Genomic DNA, 19,827 nt, shown 5'->3' on the forward strand with positions numbered 1-19,827 from the left:
TTAATCCTGTTGTCTCGCTATCACTGGCAACCAGATAGTAAAGACCGCGCCTTTACCCTCAATACTTTTCACCTTAATCGCGCCGCCATGCTGTTCGATGATATTTTGCACCACCGCCAGCCCCAGGCCTGTCCCGTCAGCTTTGGTCGTAAAATAAGGTGTAAAAATCGCCTCCAACTGATCCGGGGCGATCCCTTTCCCGCTATCGGTAACAGTGATGATAACGCGGTCGGTCCCACTGTCTTTTGCCTCTACGGTAATCGTTCCCTGGCGGCCAATCGCATGAATAGCGTTCAGGTACAAATTCAACAGCACCTGAGTCAGCCTGTCCGGGTCAGCCTGAATACGCTTAAGCGTCTCATTCGCCGTGAATCTCAACTGAATCTCTCTGCTTTGGGCATCCTGGCTGACCAGATTCAGGGAGTGAGTAATAATATCATTGAGGTTAACCGTCTGGAGCGTCAGATGCGCGGGCTTTACCAGTTCGAGCAATTCGCTTACCACCCGGTTCAAACGGTCGGCCTCTTTGGCCATCACCTGCGCCAGTTCATGCGACTCGCCGCCGGCTGGCGTGCGCTCGGCAAAGTATTTCGCCAGCCCTTTGATGGACGAGAGCGGGTTACGAATTTCGTGCGCGACGCCCGCCGCCAGATGCCCCATCGCCACCAGCTTTTCTTTACGCTTCATTGCATCAAGCAGTTCTCTGTGCGAGCGCTGATAACGCTGATGCCAAAAAAACGCCAGTAACGTTGCCAACAGCACCGCCGCTAACGCAGACAAAACAATCAGCGTATTACGCCACTCCCTTGCCTGTGTCGCGGCCAGCTCGCTGGCGTCAAAGGCAATAAAAATAGTTTGTTTCGCTGGTTCGTCATCATTGGCGCTACGCGCCATGCCGTGCCCCCTCATACCGTGACCTCTCATACCGAAAAGCGGCTGGAACTGACGGTAAATTTCCAGCGCAGGCACCGTCTCGCCGTTAGCAGCAACGTCGACACGCCGCCAACGCTCCTGCGGCCCGGGGTTTAGTTGATGCATTTCAGATGGGGAATAGAGCGATTTGCCCACCATGCCAGGGTTGCTATGAGTGATGATTACCCCCTGCGCATCCGTTACGGCGAACCACAACACGCCTGGCTGACCCGCCATCTCTTCCAGCAATGTCTGCTGCTGCGCGTGATGCATCCGCATTCCCATACCTACTCGCGTGCCGGACTCCAGAGCGCGAATGAGTACATTTCCCTTTTCCAGCAGCGTCTGCCTGGCGGCAGCGCTCTCACGGCCATAGTCGCGAATGACCATAATGGAAAATAGCCCCACCAGAATGAAGATCGCCGCAGGTAACAGCCGACTCAACCACGTTGCAGCGGCATCTTTATGTAATCGTATAAAACTCACAGGCTTCCCCGGCTCGTTTTTATTTTCCTTACTTAAGCAGAGATCATGCCATTCTGCGCTCCGCATAACCGCGCGTTGTCGCACACCCTTTCGGATACGGGTGGGTAAAAATGACTCGCCAGGCGGGTCATGCGAGTCATTTTTACTCGCTTTTTGCCGCCTGAAGCGGGTTAACTCGCTGCCCGACAAGGAATAGTTACCTGGCACGGAAGATGCAAGAGAGAGGATAAGATGAGCAACAGGAGAACGCAAAATGAAACGGAACAATAAATCAGCTATCGCGCTAATCGCCCTCTCTCTTTTGGCCCTGAGCTCCGGCGCCGCCTTCGCCGGACATCACTGGGGCAACAATGACGGTATGTGGCAACAGGGAGGTAGCCCGTTGACCACGGAACAGCAGGCGACGGCGCAGAAGATTTATGATGATTACTATACGCAGACCAGCGCGCTGCGCCAGCAACTGATATCCAAACGTTATGAATATAACGCGCTACTGACCGCCAGTTCGCCGGATACTGCGAAAATTAATGCGGTTGCCAAAGAGATGGAGTCATTAGGCCAGAAGTTAGATGAGCAACGCGTGAAACGGGATGTCGCGATGGCGCAGGCTGGCATACCACGCGGCGCAGGAATGGGCTATGGCGGTTGCGGCGGCTATGGCGGCGGTTATCATCGCGGCGGCGGTCATATGGGTATGGGAAACTGGTAAAGCATGTTTGCCGAATGGCGGCTTCGCCATTCGGTATTCCATCAAAAGGTTTTCGCTTGCGGCTGCCAGTGACAGAAATCTGAATTCGCCACCAGCAAAAGTTGCGATCCTTCCGGCGCCTCCAGCCATGCTACGCTCACCTCTACCGATGAGCGGTTCTGGCGGCGCTCAATGTGGCTTATTGCCCAGGAATCCAGATCCGGTTTCAGCGTTTCACCTTCACAGGTGGTTACCGTATGGTCGGCGTGCCAGCGTCCCTGGCGTAGTATGACCCGCCCCAGGCGCAAGGCGTCGCTGGTCTGACGGATTTGTTCGGCGCGATAGCGATACAAGGCAATCTGATCGTTGGAAAGCTGCTGCTTCTGCCCCCCAACTTCACGCTGCATAAAACTGAGTTCGCCATGAGCGTCGAAACGCGCGCGAATATGTTCTGGCGGTTTGCTGTAAATATTGAGTTCAATAAGCGAAAGCGTATCACCCTGCCAACGATATTCGCTGGTCGTCGTGCTGCCGCTATGCCACGGGCTAAAAACAGAAAGCAGATGGACTTCATCGTTCGTATCTTTACGCCAGATACGCACCGCGCCGTGATCGCCGGCAAAGCCGCTGGCAGTAAACGGAGGCGGTGAAGCGTTATGACTGCAGGCAGTCAGCAACAGCGCGCCAGAAAACAGAAACGCGCGACGCCAGATAGACAAAAGGGGCTGACGAGCCCCTTCGATAAAACTGTTCACAGCTACGCGTCTTACTTAACTGCGTCTTTCAGCGCTTTACCAGAAACAAACGCCGGTACGTTAGCGGCGGCGATTTTGATTTCTTTACCGGTCTGTGGGTTACGGCCAGTGCGCTCAGCACGGTGGTTCACTTTGAAGGTACCGAAACCAACCAGTTGTACAGCATCGCCTTCTTTCAGAGACTCAGTAATAGCAGCCAGAGTGGATTCCAGAGCAGCTTTAGCCTGGGTTTTGGACAGTTCTGCTTTGTCTGCAATTACATCAATCAGTTGAGTCTTGTTCATAAGTTATCCTTACAATGTGTTTATCGCTTGCTAAGCATCGAGTGCGACGGAAATGCCAGAAAAGCACTCTCCTGCATACACGCACCGATAGCCACTTTTTTTCGCCTCCCAAATGTAGACCAGACGGGGGGCATAAGGGAAGCCTTATGGCACGACAAATCAGACGTTAAATCACGTTTTCTGGTGTCATTGCTGAAAATTTATACCGATATTGCTCTCACCAGCCTCGCGCAGGTCTGCCCTGAGCCCTTTTATCAGTTCAATATCGCGTTCTTCGCAGTCGGCTAAAAGTCGGAATATTTCCCACTGAATATCCCATTCCTGTTCAACGGCAGGGTTCGTTTTGAGCTCCTCATCGGTCATTTCCCGACCAGCCTGAGTCATTTCCAACATCGCCACCGTAGTAATAGAAGTCTTACTAACCTCAATAGCGTGTTCCAGCGTTTCGCCGCTAAGACGAGAATGCATTAATTCGCTTAATGCGACGCAGGCGTCAATCGCCGGGTAAACGCCGTACAGATCATAGTCGTCAGCTGCCGGAATTGCCTCTTCAAACTTCTCCAGTTGGCTATCGAAATTGACCTTTGCATCTTTCACCGTCAGGGTTTCCCAGATCAGATCCAGAATGCGACGGTAGATCTGTCCGTCGCCGAATTCCGTCTGCTTGCAAAACATGGCGTAGTTCGGGTACATGCGCTCGCACAAGCAGGCCATAAAGGTAACGTGCTGCCAGCTTTCCAGCCGCTCCAGACGCAAATGAATCGGGTTTTGTAACATGATAGAATCTCGAATCGGAAATTAGCGGCAGTTTACCTGAATCAGCGCTGAATTTCTTGCCAACGAACAAACGCCGGACGCCCGGAAGCGACGGCATCCGCCCAGCGTGTCGGCTCCGGCAGGCGATACCCTTTCATACAGCGCTGTACCCACGCCAGCGCGCTGTCAGTACTGACCCGGTGCCCTGTCGCGATAAACAGCGGATTACAGCGCGCCTTGCTGCGCCATACCCACGCCAGTTGCTCGCCTTTATCCATTAAGGGGCTAAGTGCGCCAGGTTCGGCGGAAAGTGGTTCAAATTTACCGCATAGCCGTTTTTTCGCTACGCCGATGGTCGGCACGTCCACCAACAGTCCAAAATGACTGGCGACGCCAAGCCGACGCGGATGCGAAATACCGTGACCGTCCACAAACAGCAAATTGGGCTTTTGCGAGAGCTGTTCCCACGCCGCCAGCAGCGCAGGATATTCACGAAAAGAGAGAAAGCCGGGGATATACGGCATAGTGGTGGCAATACGCGCCACCTTGTACTCTACCAGTTCAAGCGACGGATATTTCAGCAATACCATCGCCGCCCGCGTCACCTCGCCCCCCTGCTCAAAACCGACGTCCGCCCCGCCGATAAACGCTGGCGGATCTTTGTCCAACCGATCTTCGCGGCAAACCGATGAAGCAAGTTCTATCTGTTGAGCGCGTAACGACGCGAGATCCATACTAACTCCTTAGCTGTGATACTGCGCAGAAAGTCGGTGCACTGCCTCCACAAATGCGCCAGCATGTTCTGGCGGCACATCCTGATGGATGCCATGTCCAAGGTTAAAGACGTGCCCTTCTCCCTGACCGAAACCAGCAAGTATAGTCGCTACCTCGTCTTCGATCCGTGCCGGCGGCGCATACAGCATCGAGGGGTCCATATTGCCCTGCAGCGCCACTTTATGGCCAACGCGACGGCGCGCATCGGCGATATCTGTCGTCCAGTCGAGACCCAGCGCGTCGCAGCCGGTTTCCGCCATCGCCTCCAGCCACTGACCGCCACCTTTAGTGAACAGCGTTACCGGCACGCGGCGACCGTCGTTTTCACGCAGCAGGCCATCGACGATTTTATGCATGTAGTAGAGGGAGAACTGCTGGTAATCGCGGCCAGTCAGCACGCCGCCCCAAGTGTCGAAAATCATCACCGACTGCGCGCCCGCTTTGATTTGCGCGTTGAGGTACAGCGTGACGCTTTTCGCCAACTTATCCAGCAGCAGATGCAACGCCTGCGGGTCGGCGTACATCATCTTTTTAATCACCGTGAAGGCTTTGCTACTGCCGCCTTCCACCATGTAAGTCGCCAGCGTCCACGGGCTGCCGGAGAAGCCGATCAGAGGAACCTCGCCTTTTAGTTCGCGGCGAATCGTACGCACTGCATTCATCACATAACCCAGTTCATCTTCCGGATCGGGAATGGGCAGCTTATCGACATCGGCTTTGCAGGTGACAGGAGCCGTAAAGCGCGGGCCTTCCCCGGCTTCAAAATAGAGCCCCAGGCCCATCGCGTCCGGAATCGTCAGGATATCCGAGAAAAGGATCGCCGCATCAAGCGGATAACGGCGCAGCGGCTGTAAAGTGACCTCGCAGGCCAGTTCGGCATTTTTGCACAGCGACATAAAATCGCCCGCCTGAGCGCGAGTGGCTTTGTACTCCGGTAGATAACGGCCCGCCTGGCGCATCATCCACACTGGCGTAACATCAACGGGCTGGCGCAGCAGCGCACGTAGATAACGATCGTTTTTGAGTTCGGTCATTTTTACATTCCTTTAGCGTTGATGCGCCCAGTGTAACATGTCAATCATATTCAGCCCGACACATTGCCACCGTATCTTCGATCAAACGGCGCGCGACGGTGCCCGGCGGCGGCAGTAGCGGCAGATCGTCATAGCGATACCAGTTAGCGTTAAGCAGCTCTTTCGGGTCGATGACAATCTCGCCGCTGTCATACTCCGCCATAAAAGCGGTCATCAACGACTGCGGGAAAGGCCACGGCTGGGAAGTCACATAGCGCAGATTTTTCACCTTAATGCCGCTCTCCTCCATTACCTCTCGCGCGACCGCCTGTTCTAAGGTTTCGCCGACTTCAACAAACCCGGCCAGTACCGTATGCACGCCGTTGCGGTGGCGAACGTGCCGGGCAAGTAGAATAGAATCCTCACGGCGGATCGCAACAATAATGCAGGGGGCGATTTGCGGGTAGTAACGCTCGCGGCAATGGCTGCACAGCATCGCCCATTCGGTTTTACTCGGGTGCATAGGGTGCCCGCAATAGCCGCAAAATTTATGCGACCGATAAAACTCCGCCAACTGTACGCCACGTCCCGCCAGTTGGAACAACCCGGCATCCTGATCGATAACCTGGCGAACCGATCCCATATCATGGCGTCGATGCTGTAACACCAGCCAGACGGGCTCGCCTTGCCATTCACCTATCCGGAGTGCGCGCTGCCCCACAAGATCGAAATTTGCCGCCAGCCCGTGTGGTAATTCCCCATACGGCAACCATAATTTTTGTTCATGGCTGACGATCCACCAGCCACTCTCTAATTTTTCAATTATACGATCCATAGCTCTTGCACTACCTTTGCTTCACTGGCATGTTGTTAACATTATTTTTACATTCATGGCGAGCAGCCTTTATCTAACTTGCGGAGACAATCATGCTAAACCAGCTGGAAAACCTGACGGAGCGCGTTGGCGGAAGCAACAAACTGGTCGATCGCTGGCTGGATGTACGTAAGCACCTGCTCGTGGCTTACTACAATCTGGTTGGCATTAAGCCTGGCAAAGAATCGTACATGCGGCTGAATGAAAAAGCGCTGGATGATTTTTGTCAGAGCCTGGTCGATTACCTTTCCGCCGGGCACTTCAGTATTTATGAACGTATTCTCCATAAATTGGAAGGAAACGGTCAGCTTTTACATGCGGCAAAAATCTGGCCGCTGCTGGAAGATAATACGCAGCGCATTATGGATTATTACGACACCAGCCTGGAAACTGCCATCGATCACGATAATTGTCTCGAATTTCAACAAGCTCTGTCAGATATCGGCGAAGCGCTGGAAGCCCGCTTTGTGCTGGAAGACAAGCTGATTATGCTGGTGTTTGACGCGATGCACGACGGCGCCAGAGTCAAACGTCCCGCTTGAGTTCTGCGCGAGTAACGGGTAGTTTACTTCAGCCCCCTCTTCGGAGGGGCGGTTATCTTGTCGGAGTGCTAATTTTCCACAAAAGCGTTCGTGATGCGTCAAGGCGGCAAGTCGGTGAATCTCCAGGAGCTTACATAAGTAAGTGACTGGAGTGAGCGGACGAAGCCAACGAAGAGGCAGCGCGAAGGATGAAGTGGAAAAGGCTGAGACCGTTAATTCGGGATCCGCGGAACCTGATCAGGTTAATACCTGCGAAGGGAACAAGAGTAATTCTGCTTTATGCTGCTGCCTTTACGGGCGGCGCACATCCATTACTCCATCCGTCGTCTGACAAGCCACGTCCTTAATTTTTTGGAATGAGCTATGTCTACAACAACGTTAACCCGCCGCGAGCAGCGCGCTAAAGCCCAGCATTTTATCGATACGCTGGAAGGGACTGCCTTTCCCAACTCGAAACGCATCTACGTGACCGGTTCGCAGCATAATATTCGCGTACCGATGCGCGAAATTCAACTTAGCCCAACGCTCATCGGCGGCAGCAAAGACAACCCGCAGTTTGAAGAGAACGAAGCCGTGCCGGTGTACGACACCTCCGGCCCCTATGGCGATCCTGAGGTGGCGATTAACGTCCAGCAGGGTCTGGCGAAACTGCGCCAGCCATGGATTGACGCACGTAACGATAGCGAAGAATTAGACGACCGTAGCTCGGCTTATACCAGAGAACGTCTGGCCGACGATGGCCTGGACGATCTGCGTTTTACCGGCCTGCTGACGCCAAAACGCGCTAAAGCGGGCAAGCGCGTCACCCAGTTACACTACGCCCGCAACGGGATCGTCACTCCCGAAATGGAGTTCATCGCCATCCGTGAAAATATGGGCCGCGAGCGCATTCGCAGTGAAGTACTGCGCCACCAGCATCCGGGGATGAGCTTTGGCGCACGCCTGCCGGAAAACATCACCCCGGAATTCGTGCGTGATGAAGTCGCCGCCGGACGCGCCATCATCCCCGCCAACATCAACCACCCGGAATCGGAGCCGATGATTATTGGCCGCAACTTCCTGGTGAAGGTCAACGCCAATATCGGCAACTCGGCGGTGACCTCCTCTATCGAAGAAGAGGTGGAAAAACTGGTGTGGGCGACGCGCTGGGGGGCGGATACGGTAATGGACCTTTCCACCGGGCGCTATATTCACGAAACCCGTGAGTGGATCCTGCGTAATAGCCCAGTACCAATCGGCACGGTGCCGATCTACCAGGCGCTGGAAAAGGTCAACGGGATCGCCGAGGATCTTACCTGGGAAGCCTTCCGCGACACGCTGCTGGAGCAGGCCGAACAGGGCGTCGACTACTTCACCATTCACGCGGGCGTGCTGCTGCGTTACGTGCCGATGACCGCCAAGCGCCTGACCGGCATTGTCTCGCGCGGCGGTTCGATCATGGCGAAGTGGTGTCTCTCCCATCACAAAGAGAACTTCCTGTTCGAACATTTCCGCGAGATTTGCGAAATCTGCGCCGCCTACGACGTTTCCCTGTCGCTGGGCGACGGCCTGCGACCGGGATCGATTCAGGACGCGAACGACGAAGCGCAGTTCTCCGAGCTGCATACGCTGGGCGAGCTGACCAAAATCGCCTGGGAATACGACGTGCAGGTGATGATTGAAGGCCCGGGCCACGTGCCGATGCATATGATTCAGCGCAACATGACCGAAGAGCTGGAGCACTGCCATGAAGCGCCGTTCTACACCTTAGGGCCGCTGACTACCGATATCGCGCCGGGCTATGACCACTTCACCTCCGGCATTGGCGCGGCGATGATCGGCTGGTTCGGCTGTGCGATGCTGTGTTACGTGACGCCGAAAGAGCATCTCGGCCTGCCGAACAAAGAAGATGTGAAGCAGGGGCTGATCACCTACAAGATCGCCGCCCACGCCGCTGACTTAGCCAAAGGGCATCCGGGCGCGCAGATTCGCGATAACGCGATGTCGAAAGCGCGCTTTGAATTCCGCTGGGAAGACCAGTTTAACCTCGCGCTCGACCCGTTCACCGCCCGCGCCTGGCACGATGAAACCCTGCCGCAAGAGTCCGGCAAAGTGGCGCACTTTTGCTCGATGTGCGGGCCGAAATTCTGCTCAATGAAAATCAGCCAGGAAGTTCGTGATTACGCCGCCGCACAAGCCATTGAAGTCGGCATGGCGGATATGTCGGAAAACTTCCGCGCCAAAGGCGGCGAAATTTATCTCAAGCGGGAGGAGGCCTGATGTACCAGCCTGATTTCCCGACCGTGCCGTTCCGTCTCGGACTTTACCCGGTGGTGGACAGCGTGGCATGGATTGAGCGTCTACTGGAGGCGGGCGTGCGCACGATCCAGTTGCGTATCAAAGATAAACGCGATGAAGAGGTGGAAGCGGACATTATCGCCGCCATCGCACTGGGGCGTCGTTATGACGCCCGGCTGTTCATCAACGATTACTGGCGTCTGGCAATTAAGCACCGCGCTTACGGCGTGCATCTGGGCCAGGAAGACCTTGAAACCACCGACCTGGAGGCGATTCAGGCGGCGGGGCTACGCCTGGGCGTATCCACTCACGATGATATGGAGATAGACATCGCGCTCGCCGCTAAGCCTTCTTATATCGCACTCGGCCACGTCTTCCCGACGCAAACCAAGCAGATGCCTTCCGCCCCGCAGGGGCTGGCGCAGTTGGCGCGGCATATTGAACGTCTGGCGGATTACCCCACCGTGGCGATTGGCGGCATCAGCCTTGAACGCGCTCCGGCGGTGCTGGCGACCGGCGTCGGCAGTATTGCCGTGGTCAGCGCCATCACCCAGGCCGCCGACTGGCGCGCCGCTACGCAACAGTTACTTGCAATCGCAGGAGTCGGCGATGAATGACCGTGACTTTATGCGCTACAGCCGGCAAATCCTGCTCGGCGATATCGCCATTGAAGGCCAGCAAAAGTTGCTCGCGAGTCATGTCCTGATCGTGGGTTTAGGCGGGTTGGGTTCACCCGCCGCGCTGTATCTGACGGGAGCAGGCATCGGCAAACTGACGCTGGTAGACGATGACGACATTCATCTGAGCAATTTGCAGCGCCAGATTCTATTTACCACCGATGATATCGCAGGTTCAAAATCTCAGGTTGCCCGGCAGCGCCTGACACGGCTCAACCCGGATATCGAACTGGTGTCGCTCCAACAGCGGCTGCAAGGCGAGGCGCTCCGACATGCGGTCGCGCGTGCCGACGTAGTGCTCGACTGTACCGACAACATGGCCACGCGCCAGGAAATTAACGCCGCCTGCGTGGCGCTCAACACTCCGTTAATTTCCGCCAGCGCCGTCGGCTTTGGCGGCCAGCTAATGGTCCTCACACCACCGTGGGAACAAGGCTGTTACCGCTGCCTGTGGCCGGACGATGTCGAGCCTGAACGCAACTGCCGTACCGCCGGTATCGTCGGACCGGTTGTTGGCGTGATGGGCACTTTGCAGGCGCTGGAGGCAATCAAATTACTCAGCGGGATGGAAACGCCGAGTGGCGAGCTACGCCTGTTTGACGGTAAAACCAGCCAGTGGCGCAGCCTGGCGCTGCGTCGTGCCAGCGGCTGTCCGGTCTGCGGAGGGCAACATGCAGATTCAGTTCAATGATGAACCGATGCAGTGCGCCGAAGGGCAAACCGTCAGTGAGCTGCTTGCTGCGCTTAATCAGCTTAAACCGGGCGTGGCGCTGGCGCTCAATCAGCAGATCCTGCCACGCGAGCAATGGCGGCAACATATCGTGCAGGAAGGCGACCAGATCCTGCTTTTTCACGTTATAGCAGGAGGTTGAGATGTTACGTATTGCCGACAAAACGTTTAATTCACATCTGTTCACCGGCACCGGAAAATTTGCTTCGTCGCAGCTGATGGTCGAGGCGATTCGCGCCTCCGGCAGCCAGTTGGTGACGCTGGCGATGAAGCGCGTGGATTTACGTCAGCACAACGACGCTATCCTCATGCCGCTCATTGAAGCGGGCGTCACGCTGCTGCCCAATACTTCAGGGGCGAAAACTGCCGAAGAGGCGATTTTCGCCGCCCAACTGGCGCGTGAAGCGCTGGGTACCCACTGGCTGAAATTAGAAATCCACCCGGACGCCCGCTGGCTATTGCCGGACCCGATTGAAACGCTAAAAGCCGCCGAGGCGCTGGTGAAGCAGGGTTTTGTGGTGCTGCCCTACTGCGGCGCGGATCCGGTGTTGTGCAAGCGGCTGGAAGAGGTCGGCTGCGCGGCGGTGATGCCGCTTGGCGCGCCCATCGGTTCGAATCAGGGGCTGGAAACCAAAGCGATGCTGGAGATTATTATCCAGCAGGCCACCGTGCCGGTGGTGGTCGACGCCGGGATCGGCGTCCCCAGCCACGCGACGCAAGCGCTGGAAATGGGCGCTGATGCGGTGCTGGTTAACACCGCGATTGCCGTGGCGGATGACCCGGTGATGATGGCAACCGCTTTCCGCCTGGCTGTAGAAGCGGGAGTACTGGCGCGCCAGGCTGTGCCAGGAAGCAAAAGTTCGCAGGCCAGCGCCACCAGCCCGCTCACCGGGTTTCTGGAGGCGTTAGCATGAAAACCTTCACCGACCGATGGCGGCAACTGGAGTGGGACGATATTCGCCTGCGTATCAACGGTAAAACCGCCGCCGACGTGGAGCGCGCGCTGAACGCAGCGCATCTTAGCCGGGACGATTTGATGGCGCTGCTCTCCCCCGCCGCCGCCGATTATCTGGAACCGATGGCGCAGCGCGCGCAAAAACTTACCCGCCAGCGCTTTGGCAACACCGTCAGTTTCTATGTGCCGCTTTATCTCTCGAACCTGTGCGCCAACGACTGTACCTACTGCGGTTTCTCGATGAGCAACCGCATTAAGCGTAAAACGCTGGATGAGGTGGATATTCAAAGGGAGTGCGATGCTATCCGTAAACTGGGCTTTGAGCATCTGTTGCTGGTGACTGGCGAACATCAGGCCAAAGTAGGAATGGACTATTTTCGCCGTCATTTACCGGCTATCCGCCGTCAATTTTCATCATTACAGATGGAAGTCCAGCCCTTGTCGCAAGAAAACTATGCGGAGCTCAAAACGCTGGGGATCGATGGCGTGATGGTTTATCAGGAAACTTACCATGAGGCAATCTATGCACAGCATCACCTGAAGGGAAAGAAACAGGACTTTTTCTGGCGGCTGGAAACGCCGGATCGGTTAGGCCGGGCAGGTATCGACAAAATCGGTCTTGGCGCGCTGATTGGGCTTTCTGACAGTTGGCGGGTGGACTGCTATATGGTGGCGGAACATCTGTTGTGGATGCAGAAACACTACTGGCAGAGTCGCTATTCTGTTTCCTTCCCGCGTCTGCGTCCGTGTACTGGCGGTGTGGAACCCGCATCTGTGATGGATGAAAAGCAACTGGTGCAAACGATTTGCGCTTTCCGGTTATTGGCGCCGGAAATTGAATTATCACTCTCCACCCGCGAATCGCCGTGGTTTCGCGATAACGTGATCCCGCTGGCGATCAACAACGTTAGCGCCTTCTCGAAAACCCAGCCCGGTGGCTACGCTGACGATCATCCGGAACTGGAGCAGTTTTCTCCCCACGATGCCCGTCGGCCTGAAGCCGTAGCAAGCGCGTTAAGCGCGCAAGGGTTACAGCCCGTCTGGAAAGACTGGGACAGTTGGCTGGGGCGCACTTCGCAAATGCGGTGAACCCGTATGTAAACGCATTAGTATTTCACAAGCGAGTACGTAATGTGAAAACGGGAGATTGTTATCGACCTCCCGTTTTTTTATTTTGTCATCGTCAGCAACAGAAGCTGACCAGGGCAAAGTATCCCTTCCTCATTTTTGCCCAGCCTTCTCCCCTTCATCAGTAATTGACGACCGAGGGCTGGCCACTGGATTATCGAAATAGCGGTGAACTTGAAGTTTTTGGGCAGCGTTCCTGACTGTAATTTCGCTGGCGCCCCCCTCTTCCAACCGTGTCTGCTGATCGTTTTTGTCCATAAAATGATGCCCCAGAACAACGGGAATCAGGGGCGAACCCATCAGGGAAAAATGTGTTGCGGCCGGACGCCGATGGGAACGTTACTTGATGGAAAACGCATCTGGGCTGAGGAAAATTTAAGCCAGATGTAATCTGACAGATATCTGTATAAATAAAATTGTTATTTAATAACCAATTAAATTATTTAAGCTCTTCTTACTCCCATATTTCACAAGGAATGCCGTATATCTCCGTTCTGAACAGCACTGCGATTTTAAAGTGGCGTTGTAGTAGAGAAAACTGAGCATCAAATATTTTTTCGCCGAAACTTGATAGTTTATGTCAATATTTTATGTATTCAATAGCATGATTATTGCCATTTCCGCTACTGCACATGCCTCGCCCATGAACTTTGCGTAAACTGACTGGTATTCATTATAATGTTATCATGCTTAAACTCAATAAAATCGCAAAAAGAATTATAATCTTCATTTAAAGAATAATTAAAATGTTTTCTAATTCCATTACATACACCATCAGAATAGGGATCAGCATCAAATTTAGTATGCATTATTTCCAATCCAGCAAGTAAAGCCGGGTGGTTATTGCGATCAACAGCTATTATCCCGTTCTCCATAGAAGCACGGCCATCTATCCTTTCTACATGAACAGCGATTCCATCCGGAATATATATCCCCCCCAATTTTTCCGTGATAATCATATCAGCATCGAGATATATACACCCATTATTTGTTGATAAATCATAACACCCAACCTTATCCGCCTCTAAAAATAACTGACCAGCCTTTAACATAGCCATATTCCTGTAAAAATCAAACCATCCATGGCCTTTATCCAGCAAGTAAGATTTAATTAATGAATCATTACCCTCTTGAATATCACTCAATTCTTTTTTCAATAGCTGCAGTAAATGACAATCCCTTTTTTCTTCTGGCATGGATTCTTGCTTAGAAATATTTTCCATATAAATTTCTGATAATTTTTTATCGTATATGCTAAAGTCAATATCATTTCTATATATGACTTTTATGTTTTCATAGTCATACTCAAGTTTTGAAAAAGCATCCTTTTGTCCCGGGAAAAAATCACCATCTACAAAAATACCTATAAGACGTTCTTTTTCAATTGTTGCTGCTTTAATGATATTGTTAAGGTAGGGGTTTTTCTCTGTGTTAATTATAGGTATATCATTTTTCCCAAAGCGAGCAGGATTCCGCTCAAACCACTGGAAAAGAAGAGGGGTTTTCTCATCTAAAAAGCACAAGGGATAATCTTTTCCATTAAAACTTGTAAACTGAATGTCCCTGGCGGTAACAGTTTTAACCAATTCATTTTTTGAAAGCGCGGGAACATATCTATTTAATGGTGGGATCATAACAATTAAATGCTCCATACTTACTTCATTACATATTTTACATGATGATTATTAGCACATGTTTTTTAGCGTTGCAATCGCTGTCAGCTAAAAGATGTTAAACTAAGCATTAACCGATGGATACATAAATATCCTACTAGTGAGCAATTAAATAAATAATTTATTAACTTTATTTTTATTCCACAAATGGCATCATATTTATAATTCCTGTAATAAGAGCAAACAAAGACCTTAATGGAATTAAATACTCCATTTAATGATTTAAAATTTCCCGCGTAAACAACCAATAAAACAGGTTTATCATTTAATGTATGAACAGCAGGCATTTTATAATGGCGGGCTAATAGACTTTAATAAGTTAGATTTATGGGATAAATTTAAAGTCACATTTGGATTCAATGTTACAGAAAAAACCAAACCCAATGGTAAAAAATTTCAATTTTGAGTATTGTGGATTCTCTACTTTTATTACGCCGGTTGATGGCGTTGACGGGATTTTAGCAAAGTGGTTCTCAAACAAACATAATGTGATTGTCCCAACGCCTTATACATTCGGTCAAGACCCCATTCCTGGCGTCAATCTTTATCGTAATACAAAAGCAAAATTTGTTATGGCTAACGGCGGTAATAGTCTTCCCTGTGCGATGGCAAAATATAATGCAAAAACTGGACAATTTATTCATATAACCAGTGACAATGAGTTTTCACAAATAATGCGAGAAACAAGAGTCATGAAAAAATAATTCATTTATTCATTAAATTTATAATTACAGATAAAATCAAGAGCCAGCATGGCATTGAAAAATAAAATACGGCTTTTTTATCCGCGCTGATTTTGACTCGAAGAAGAATAACGGTGGCGACAATAATAATAAGACAATAAATAAATATAAGTAATGATTTATGGTGAAGTATATATAACGATAGAAACAATAAAAAAGCGGACAGAACGTTTGAAATGGTTATCTTTTTTGTAAATACCAAAAGACTAAACATTAAATAGGTTAATGAAATAATCGCTGGCATTTTCTTTCCTTGTAGGCAAGCGACCCGGAATTCGGCATCCAGCATGAAGCTGGTGGAGGGACAAATACCCCTCCACCATTTAACGATTACTCGTTATCAGAACCGCCCAGACCTGCGTTCAGCAGTTCTGCCAGGCTGGCAGATGCATCTTCCGCAGTGACCTGCGGTGCTGCTGGCTGCTCGCCTGCGGCGCGACGGCGCATACGATCCTGGTGGTACGCATAACCGGTACCGGCCGGAATCAGACGACCCACGATAACGTTCTCTTTCAGGCCGCGCAGTTCGTCGCGTTTGCCCGCAACGGCTGCTTCGGTCAGGACACGCGTGGTCTCCTGGAACGATGCGGCAGAGATGAACGATTCGGTTGCCAGAGACGCTTTGGTGATACCCAACAGATCGCGGGAGAAGGTAGCCCCCACTTTGCCGTTCGCTTCCAGCTCGCGATTAGCGATCTTGACGCGAGAGTATTCAACCTGTTCGCCTTCCAGGAAGTCGGAACTACCGGCGCTTTCGATGGTCGCTTTACGCAGCATCTGACGAACGATAACTTCGATGTGTTTATCGTTAATCTTAACGCCCTGCAGACGGTATACATCCTGGACTTCGTTAACGATGTAACGCGTCACAGCATGAACGCCACGCAGACGCAGAATGTCGTGCGGCGCTTCCGGACCATCGGAAATCACATCACCACGTTCTACACGTTCCCCTTCGAACACGTTGAGCTGACGCCATTTCGGAATCATCTCTTCGTACGGGTCACTACCATCAACCGGCGTAATCACCAGACGACGTTTGCCTTTGGTTTCTTTACCGAAGGAAACGATACCTGCGATTTCAGCAAGGATTGCCGGCTCTTTCGGACGACGCGCTTCGAACAGGTCCGCAACGCGCGGCAGACCACCGGTGATATCCTTGGTACCGCCGGATTCCTGCGGAATACGCGCCAGGGTGTCACCAGAACTGATCTGTACGCCATCTTCCAGCTGTACAATCGCTTTACCCGGCAGGAAGTACTGCGCAGGCATATCGGTACCCGGGATCAGAACGTCATTACCCTGAGCATCAACGATTTTCAGCGCCGGACGCAGATCCTTACCACCAGTAGTACGTTCAGCCGAATCCAGAACCACCAGCGAAGACAAACCGGTCAGCTCGTCGGTCTGACGCGTAATGGTCTGACCGTCGATCATGTCAGTGAAGCGGATGAAACCACTCACTTCGGTGATAACCGGCATGGTGTGCGGGTCCCAGTTTGCCACGGTTTCGCCGCCGGCAACCTGCTCGCCATCACCTTTCGCCATGACAGCGCCATAAGGCACTTTATAGCTCTCTTTGGTACGACCGAATTCGTCGATCAGCTTCAGTTCGGTGTTACGGGAAGTGATAACCAGTTTACCGCTGGAGTTCACAACCGACTTCACGTTGCTGAGCTTGATGCTACCTTTGTTTTTCACCTGAATGCTGGATTCAGCAGCCGCACGCGATGCCGCACCACCGATGTGGAACGTACGCATCGTCAGCTGTGTACCCGGTTCACCGATGGACTGTGCCGCGATAACGCCGATAGCTTCACCTTTGTTGATGATGTGGCCACGCGCCAGGTCACGACCATAGCAGTGCGCACATACACCAAAGTCGGTGTCGCAGGATACAACGGAACGCACTTTAACGGCGTCAACGGAGTTTGCTTCCAGCAGGTCACACCACTGTTCGTGCAGCAACGTGTTGCGTGGAACCAGAATGTCCGCGGTACCCGGTTTCAGCACATCTTCCGCCGTCACACGACCCAGAACGCGGTCACGCAGCGGCTCTTTCACGTCGCCACCCTCGATAACCGGGGTCATCAGGATACCTTCGTGCGTACCACAGTCATCTTCGGTCACCACCAGATCCTGCGCGACGTCAACCAGACGACGGGTCAGATAACCGGAGTTCGCTGTTTTCAGTGCGGTATCCGCCAGACCTTTACGCGCACCGTGCGTGGAGATGAAGTACTGGAGTACGTTCAGACCTTCACGGAAGTTCGCGGTGATTGGCGTTTCGATGATGGAGCCATCTGGCTTCGCCATCAGACCACGCATACCGGCCAGCTGACGAATCTGTGCCGCAGAACCACGCGCACCGGAGTCGGCCATCATGTAGATGCTGTTGAAGGAAACCTGCTGCTCTTCCTGGCCGTCACGGTTAATCACGGTTTCGGTTTGCAGGTTATCCATCATCGCTTTGGATACACGATCGTTCGCCGCAGCCCAGATATCGATAACTTTGTTATAGCGTTCGCCAGCGGTTACCAGACCGGACTGGAACTGCTCCTGGATCTCAGCAACTTCAGCTTCCGCCTCAGAGATGATCTCGTGTTTTTTCTCCGGGATGACCATGTCATCAATACCAACGGACGCACCTGAACGCGCTGCATAAGCAAAGCCGGTGTACATCGTCTGGTCCGCAAAAATAACGGTCGGTTTCAGACCCAGAATACGGTAGCAAGTGTTCAGCATTTTGGAGATCGCTTTCTTGCCCAGCGCCTGGTTGACGATGGAGAAAGGCAGACCTTTCGGTACGATCATCCACAGAATGGCGCGACCAACGGTCGTGTCTTTCAGGCTGGTGTGCGCAACGAATTCGCCGTTTTCATCTTTTTCATATTCAGTGATACGCACTTTAACGCGCGCATGCAGAGAGGCCAGACCTGCGCGATAGATACGCTCAGCTTCTTTCGGGCCAGTCAGCACCATGCCTTCGCCTTTGGCGTTAACACAGTCACGGGTCATGTAGTACAGACCCAGTACCACGTCCTGAGACGGAACGATGATAGGTTCGCCGTTCGCCGGAGACAGGATGTTGTTGGTGGACATCATCAGCGCACGCGCTTCCAGCTGGGCTTCCAGCGTCAGCGGTACGTGAACAGCCATCTGGTCACCATCGAAGTCGGCGTTATAGGCCGCACAGACCAGCGGGTGCAGCTGGATAGCTTTACCTTCGATCAGTACCGGTTCGAATGCCTGGATACCCAAACGGTGCAGAGTCGGCGCACGGTTCAGCAGTACCGGGTGTTCGCGGATCACTTCGTCCAGGATATCCCAAACGACAGCTTCTTCGCGCTCAACCATTTTCTTCGCGGCTTTGATGGTGGTGGCAAGGCCACGCAATTCCAGTTTGCCGTAGATGAACGGTTTGAACAGCTCCAGCGCCATTTTCTTCGGCAGACCGCACTGGTGCAGACGCAGGTATGGACCTACGGTGATAACAGAACGACCGGAGTAGTCAACACGCTTACCGAGCAGGTTCTGACGGAAACGACCCTGTTTACCTTTGATCATGTCGGCCAAAGATTTCAGAGGACGCTTGTTAGAACCGGTGATCGCACGACCGCGACGACCGTTATCCAGCAGGGCGTCAACCGCTTCCTGCAGCATACGTTTTTCGTTGCGTACGATGATGTCCGGCGCAGCCAGATCCAGCAGACGCTTCAGACGGTTGTTACGGTTAATGACGCGACGATACAGATCGTTCAGATCTGACGTGGCGAAACGACCACCATCCAGCGGAACCAGCGGACGCAGATCTGGCGGCAGAACCGGCAGAACGGTCAGGATCATCCACTCTGGCTTGTTGCCAGACTGTACGAAGGCTTCCAGCAGTTTGATACGCTTGGTCAGCTTCTTACGCTTGGTTTCGGAGTTGGTTTCGTTCAGCTCTTCGCGCAGAGTTTCACACTCTTGCTCCAGATCCATGCTCTTCAGCAGGGCCTGGATAGCTTCCGCACCCATCTTCGCGTCGAATTCGTCACCGAACTCTTCCAGCGCGTCCAGATACTGCTCTTCAGTCAGGATCTGTTGACGTTCCAGGTTGGTCATACCGCCTTCGATAACCACATAAGATTCGAAGTACAGTACGCGTTCGATATCGCGCAGCGGCATATCGAGCAGCAGACCGATACGGGACGGCAGCGATTTCAGGAACCAGATGTGAGCAGTCGGAGACGCCAGCTCAATGTGGCCCATACGCTCACGGCGTACTTTGGTCTGGGTCACTTCAACGCCGCACTTCTCACAAATAACACCACGGTGTTTCAGGCGCTTGTACTTACCGCACAGGCACTCGTAGTCTTTTACCGGCCCAAAGATACGGGCGCAGAAAAGGCCGTCACGCTCAGGTTTGAACGTACGGTAGTTGATGGTTTCCGGCTTTTTAACTTCACCGAAAGACCATGAACGGATCATGTCTGGCGAAGCCAGAGCAATTTTGATCGCATCAAACTCTTCGGTTTTAGTCTGCGCTTTCAGAAACTTTAATAAATCTTTCACGGATTT

The 19,827-nt window shown here is 52.8% G+C and carries 19 protein-coding genes and 2 pseudogenes; 10 read left to right on the forward strand and 11 right to left on the reverse strand.

What is annotated here, in order from left to right; all coding sequences use genetic code 11:
* Positions 1–1,398, reverse strand: a complete 1,398-nt coding sequence (gene zraS, locus OLG56_RS20515; RefSeq protein ID WP_001550243.1) for a two-component system sensor histidine kinase ZraS — start codon at positions 1,396–1,398, stop codon at positions 1–3.
* 253 nt (positions 1,399–1,651) lie between these two features.
* Here zraS and zraP point away from each other — a divergent pair, with 253 nt between their 5' ends.
* Positions 1,652–2,107: a zinc resistance sensor/chaperone ZraP gene (zraP, locus tag OLG56_RS20520; RefSeq protein WP_000828129.1), complete on the forward strand. Its 456-nt coding sequence runs from the start codon at positions 1,652–1,654 to the stop codon at positions 2,105–2,107.
* 41 nt (positions 2,108–2,148) lie between these two features.
* On the opposite strand, the gene OLG56_RS20525 is transcribed toward zraP, so the two are convergent.
* The 6 genes from OLG56_RS20525 to nudC form a co-directional block, all read right to left on the reverse strand.
* Positions 2,149–2,841, reverse strand: a complete 693-nt coding sequence (locus tag OLG56_RS20525) for a DUF1481 domain-containing protein (RefSeq protein ID WP_061377636.1) — start codon at positions 2,839–2,841, stop codon at positions 2,149–2,151.
* 11 nt (positions 2,842–2,852) lie between these two features.
* The gene (gene hupA / locus OLG56_RS20530; RefSeq protein WP_001044509.1) at positions 2,853–3,125 is read right to left on the reverse strand and encodes a nucleoid-associated protein HU-alpha; all 273 of its coding nucleotides are present in this window, start codon (positions 3,123–3,125) and stop codon (positions 2,853–2,855) included.
* A 186-nt stretch (positions 3,126–3,311) separates the two neighbouring features.
* A complete protein-coding gene (locus OLG56_RS20535) occupies positions 3,312–3,902 on the reverse strand; it encodes a YjaG family protein (RefSeq protein WP_000940092.1) in 591 nt (196 codons plus the stop codon).
* Positions 3,903–3,943: 41 nt separating this feature from the next.
* Positions 3,944–4,615, reverse strand: a complete 672-nt coding sequence (gene nfi / locus OLG56_RS20540; protein WP_023136955.1) for a deoxyribonuclease V — start codon at positions 4,613–4,615, stop codon at positions 3,944–3,946.
* Positions 4,616–4,624: 9 nt separating this feature from the next.
* A complete protein-coding gene (hemE, locus tag OLG56_RS20545) occupies positions 4,625–5,689 on the reverse strand; it encodes a uroporphyrinogen decarboxylase (protein WP_000137620.1) in 1,065 nt (354 codons plus the stop codon).
* 40 nt (positions 5,690–5,729) lie between these two features.
* Entirely contained in the window at positions 5,730–6,503 is a 774-nt protein-coding gene (gene nudC, locus OLG56_RS20550; protein WP_000373961.1) for an NAD(+) diphosphatase, read from the reverse strand.
* Between the two features lie 92 nt (positions 6,504–6,595).
* Here nudC and rsd point away from each other — a divergent pair, with 92 nt between their 5' ends.
* The 7 genes from rsd to thiH all read left to right on the forward strand — a co-directional run bounded on the left by rsd (position 6,596) and on the right by thiH (position 12,812).
* On the forward strand, positions 6,596–7,084 hold the full coding sequence (gene rsd, locus OLG56_RS20555) for a sigma D regulator (RefSeq protein WP_000934315.1): 489 nt from the start codon (positions 6,596–6,598) through the stop codon (positions 7,082–7,084).
* 363 nt (positions 7,085–7,447) lie between these two features.
* A complete protein-coding gene (thiC, locus tag OLG56_RS20560; protein WP_061377635.1) occupies positions 7,448–9,343 on the forward strand; it encodes a phosphomethylpyrimidine synthase ThiC in 1,896 nt (631 codons plus the stop codon).
* Entirely contained in the window at positions 9,343–9,978 is a 636-nt protein-coding gene (gene thiE / locus OLG56_RS20565) for a thiamine phosphate synthase (protein WP_000284625.1), read from the forward strand. Before thiC ends, thiE begins: the two co-directional genes overlap by 1 nt.
* Complete coding sequence (locus OLG56_RS20570) at positions 9,971–10,729, forward strand: HesA/MoeB/ThiF family protein (protein ID WP_000999766.1); 759 nt, start codon at positions 9,971–9,973, stop codon at positions 10,727–10,729. Before thiE ends, OLG56_RS20570 begins: the two co-directional genes overlap by 8 nt.
* Positions 10,710–10,910, forward strand: a complete 201-nt coding sequence (thiS, locus tag OLG56_RS20575; RefSeq protein ID WP_001529312.1) for a sulfur carrier protein ThiS — start codon at positions 10,710–10,712, stop codon at positions 10,908–10,910. Before OLG56_RS20570 ends, thiS begins: the two co-directional genes overlap by 20 nt.
* 1 nt (position 10,911) lies before the next feature.
* The gene (thiG, locus tag OLG56_RS20580) at positions 10,912–11,682 is read left to right on the forward strand and encodes a thiazole synthase (RefSeq protein WP_061377634.1); all 771 of its coding nucleotides are present in this window, start codon (positions 10,912–10,914) and stop codon (positions 11,680–11,682) included.
* Positions 11,679–12,812: a 2-iminoacetate synthase ThiH gene (gene thiH, locus OLG56_RS20585; RefSeq protein WP_061377633.1), complete on the forward strand. Its 1,134-nt coding sequence runs from the start codon at positions 11,679–11,681 to the stop codon at positions 12,810–12,812. Before thiG ends, thiH begins: the two co-directional genes overlap by 4 nt.
* Positions 12,813–12,964: 152 nt before the next feature.
* Here thiH and OLG56_RS20590 read toward each other — a convergent pair.
* Positions 12,965–13,151: pseudogene (locus OLG56_RS20590) on the reverse strand (hypothetical protein); the annotation flags it as partial.
* On the opposite strand from OLG56_RS20590, the pseudogene OLG56_RS22420 reads away from it, so the two are divergent.
* A pseudogene (locus OLG56_RS22420) lies at positions 13,134–13,241 on the forward strand (IS481 family transposase); the annotation flags it as partial. The pseudogenes OLG56_RS20590 and OLG56_RS22420 overlap by 18 nt on opposite strands.
* Positions 13,242–13,474: 233 nt before the next feature.
* On the opposite strand, the gene OLG56_RS20595 reads toward OLG56_RS22420, so the two are convergent.
* Entirely contained in the window at positions 13,475–14,503 is a 1,029-nt protein-coding gene (locus OLG56_RS20595; protein WP_058111747.1) for a type III secretion system effector arginine glycosyltransferase SseK1, read from the reverse strand.
* Between the two features lie 380 nt (positions 14,504–14,883).
* Here OLG56_RS20595 and OLG56_RS20600 point away from each other — a divergent pair, with 380 nt between their 5' ends.
* Positions 14,884–15,228 (forward strand): hypothetical protein, encoded by a 345-nt coding sequence (locus tag OLG56_RS20600; RefSeq protein ID WP_058111746.1) that lies wholly within the window; start codon positions 14,884–14,886, stop codon positions 15,226–15,228.
* Between the two features lies 1 nt (position 15,229).
* On the opposite strand, the gene OLG56_RS20605 is transcribed toward OLG56_RS20600, so the two are convergent.
* Complete coding sequence (locus tag OLG56_RS20605; RefSeq protein ID WP_077946058.1) at positions 15,230–15,556, reverse strand: hypothetical protein; 327 nt, start codon at positions 15,554–15,556, stop codon at positions 15,230–15,232.
* A gap of 41 nt (positions 15,557–15,597) precedes the next feature.
* Positions 15,598–19,821 carry a DNA-directed RNA polymerase subunit beta' gene (gene rpoC, locus OLG56_RS20610; protein WP_000653963.1) on the reverse strand — a complete coding sequence of 1,408 codons (4,224 nt, stop codon included), beginning with the start codon at positions 19,819–19,821 and terminating at the stop codon, positions 15,598–15,600.
* Positions 19,822–19,827 lie beyond the last annotated feature (6 nt).

The organism is Salmonella sp. 2018103 (genome assembly GCF_026247685.1).
GTDB classification, from domain to species: Bacteria; Pseudomonadota; Gammaproteobacteria; order Enterobacterales; family Enterobacteriaceae; genus Salmonella; species Salmonella enterica.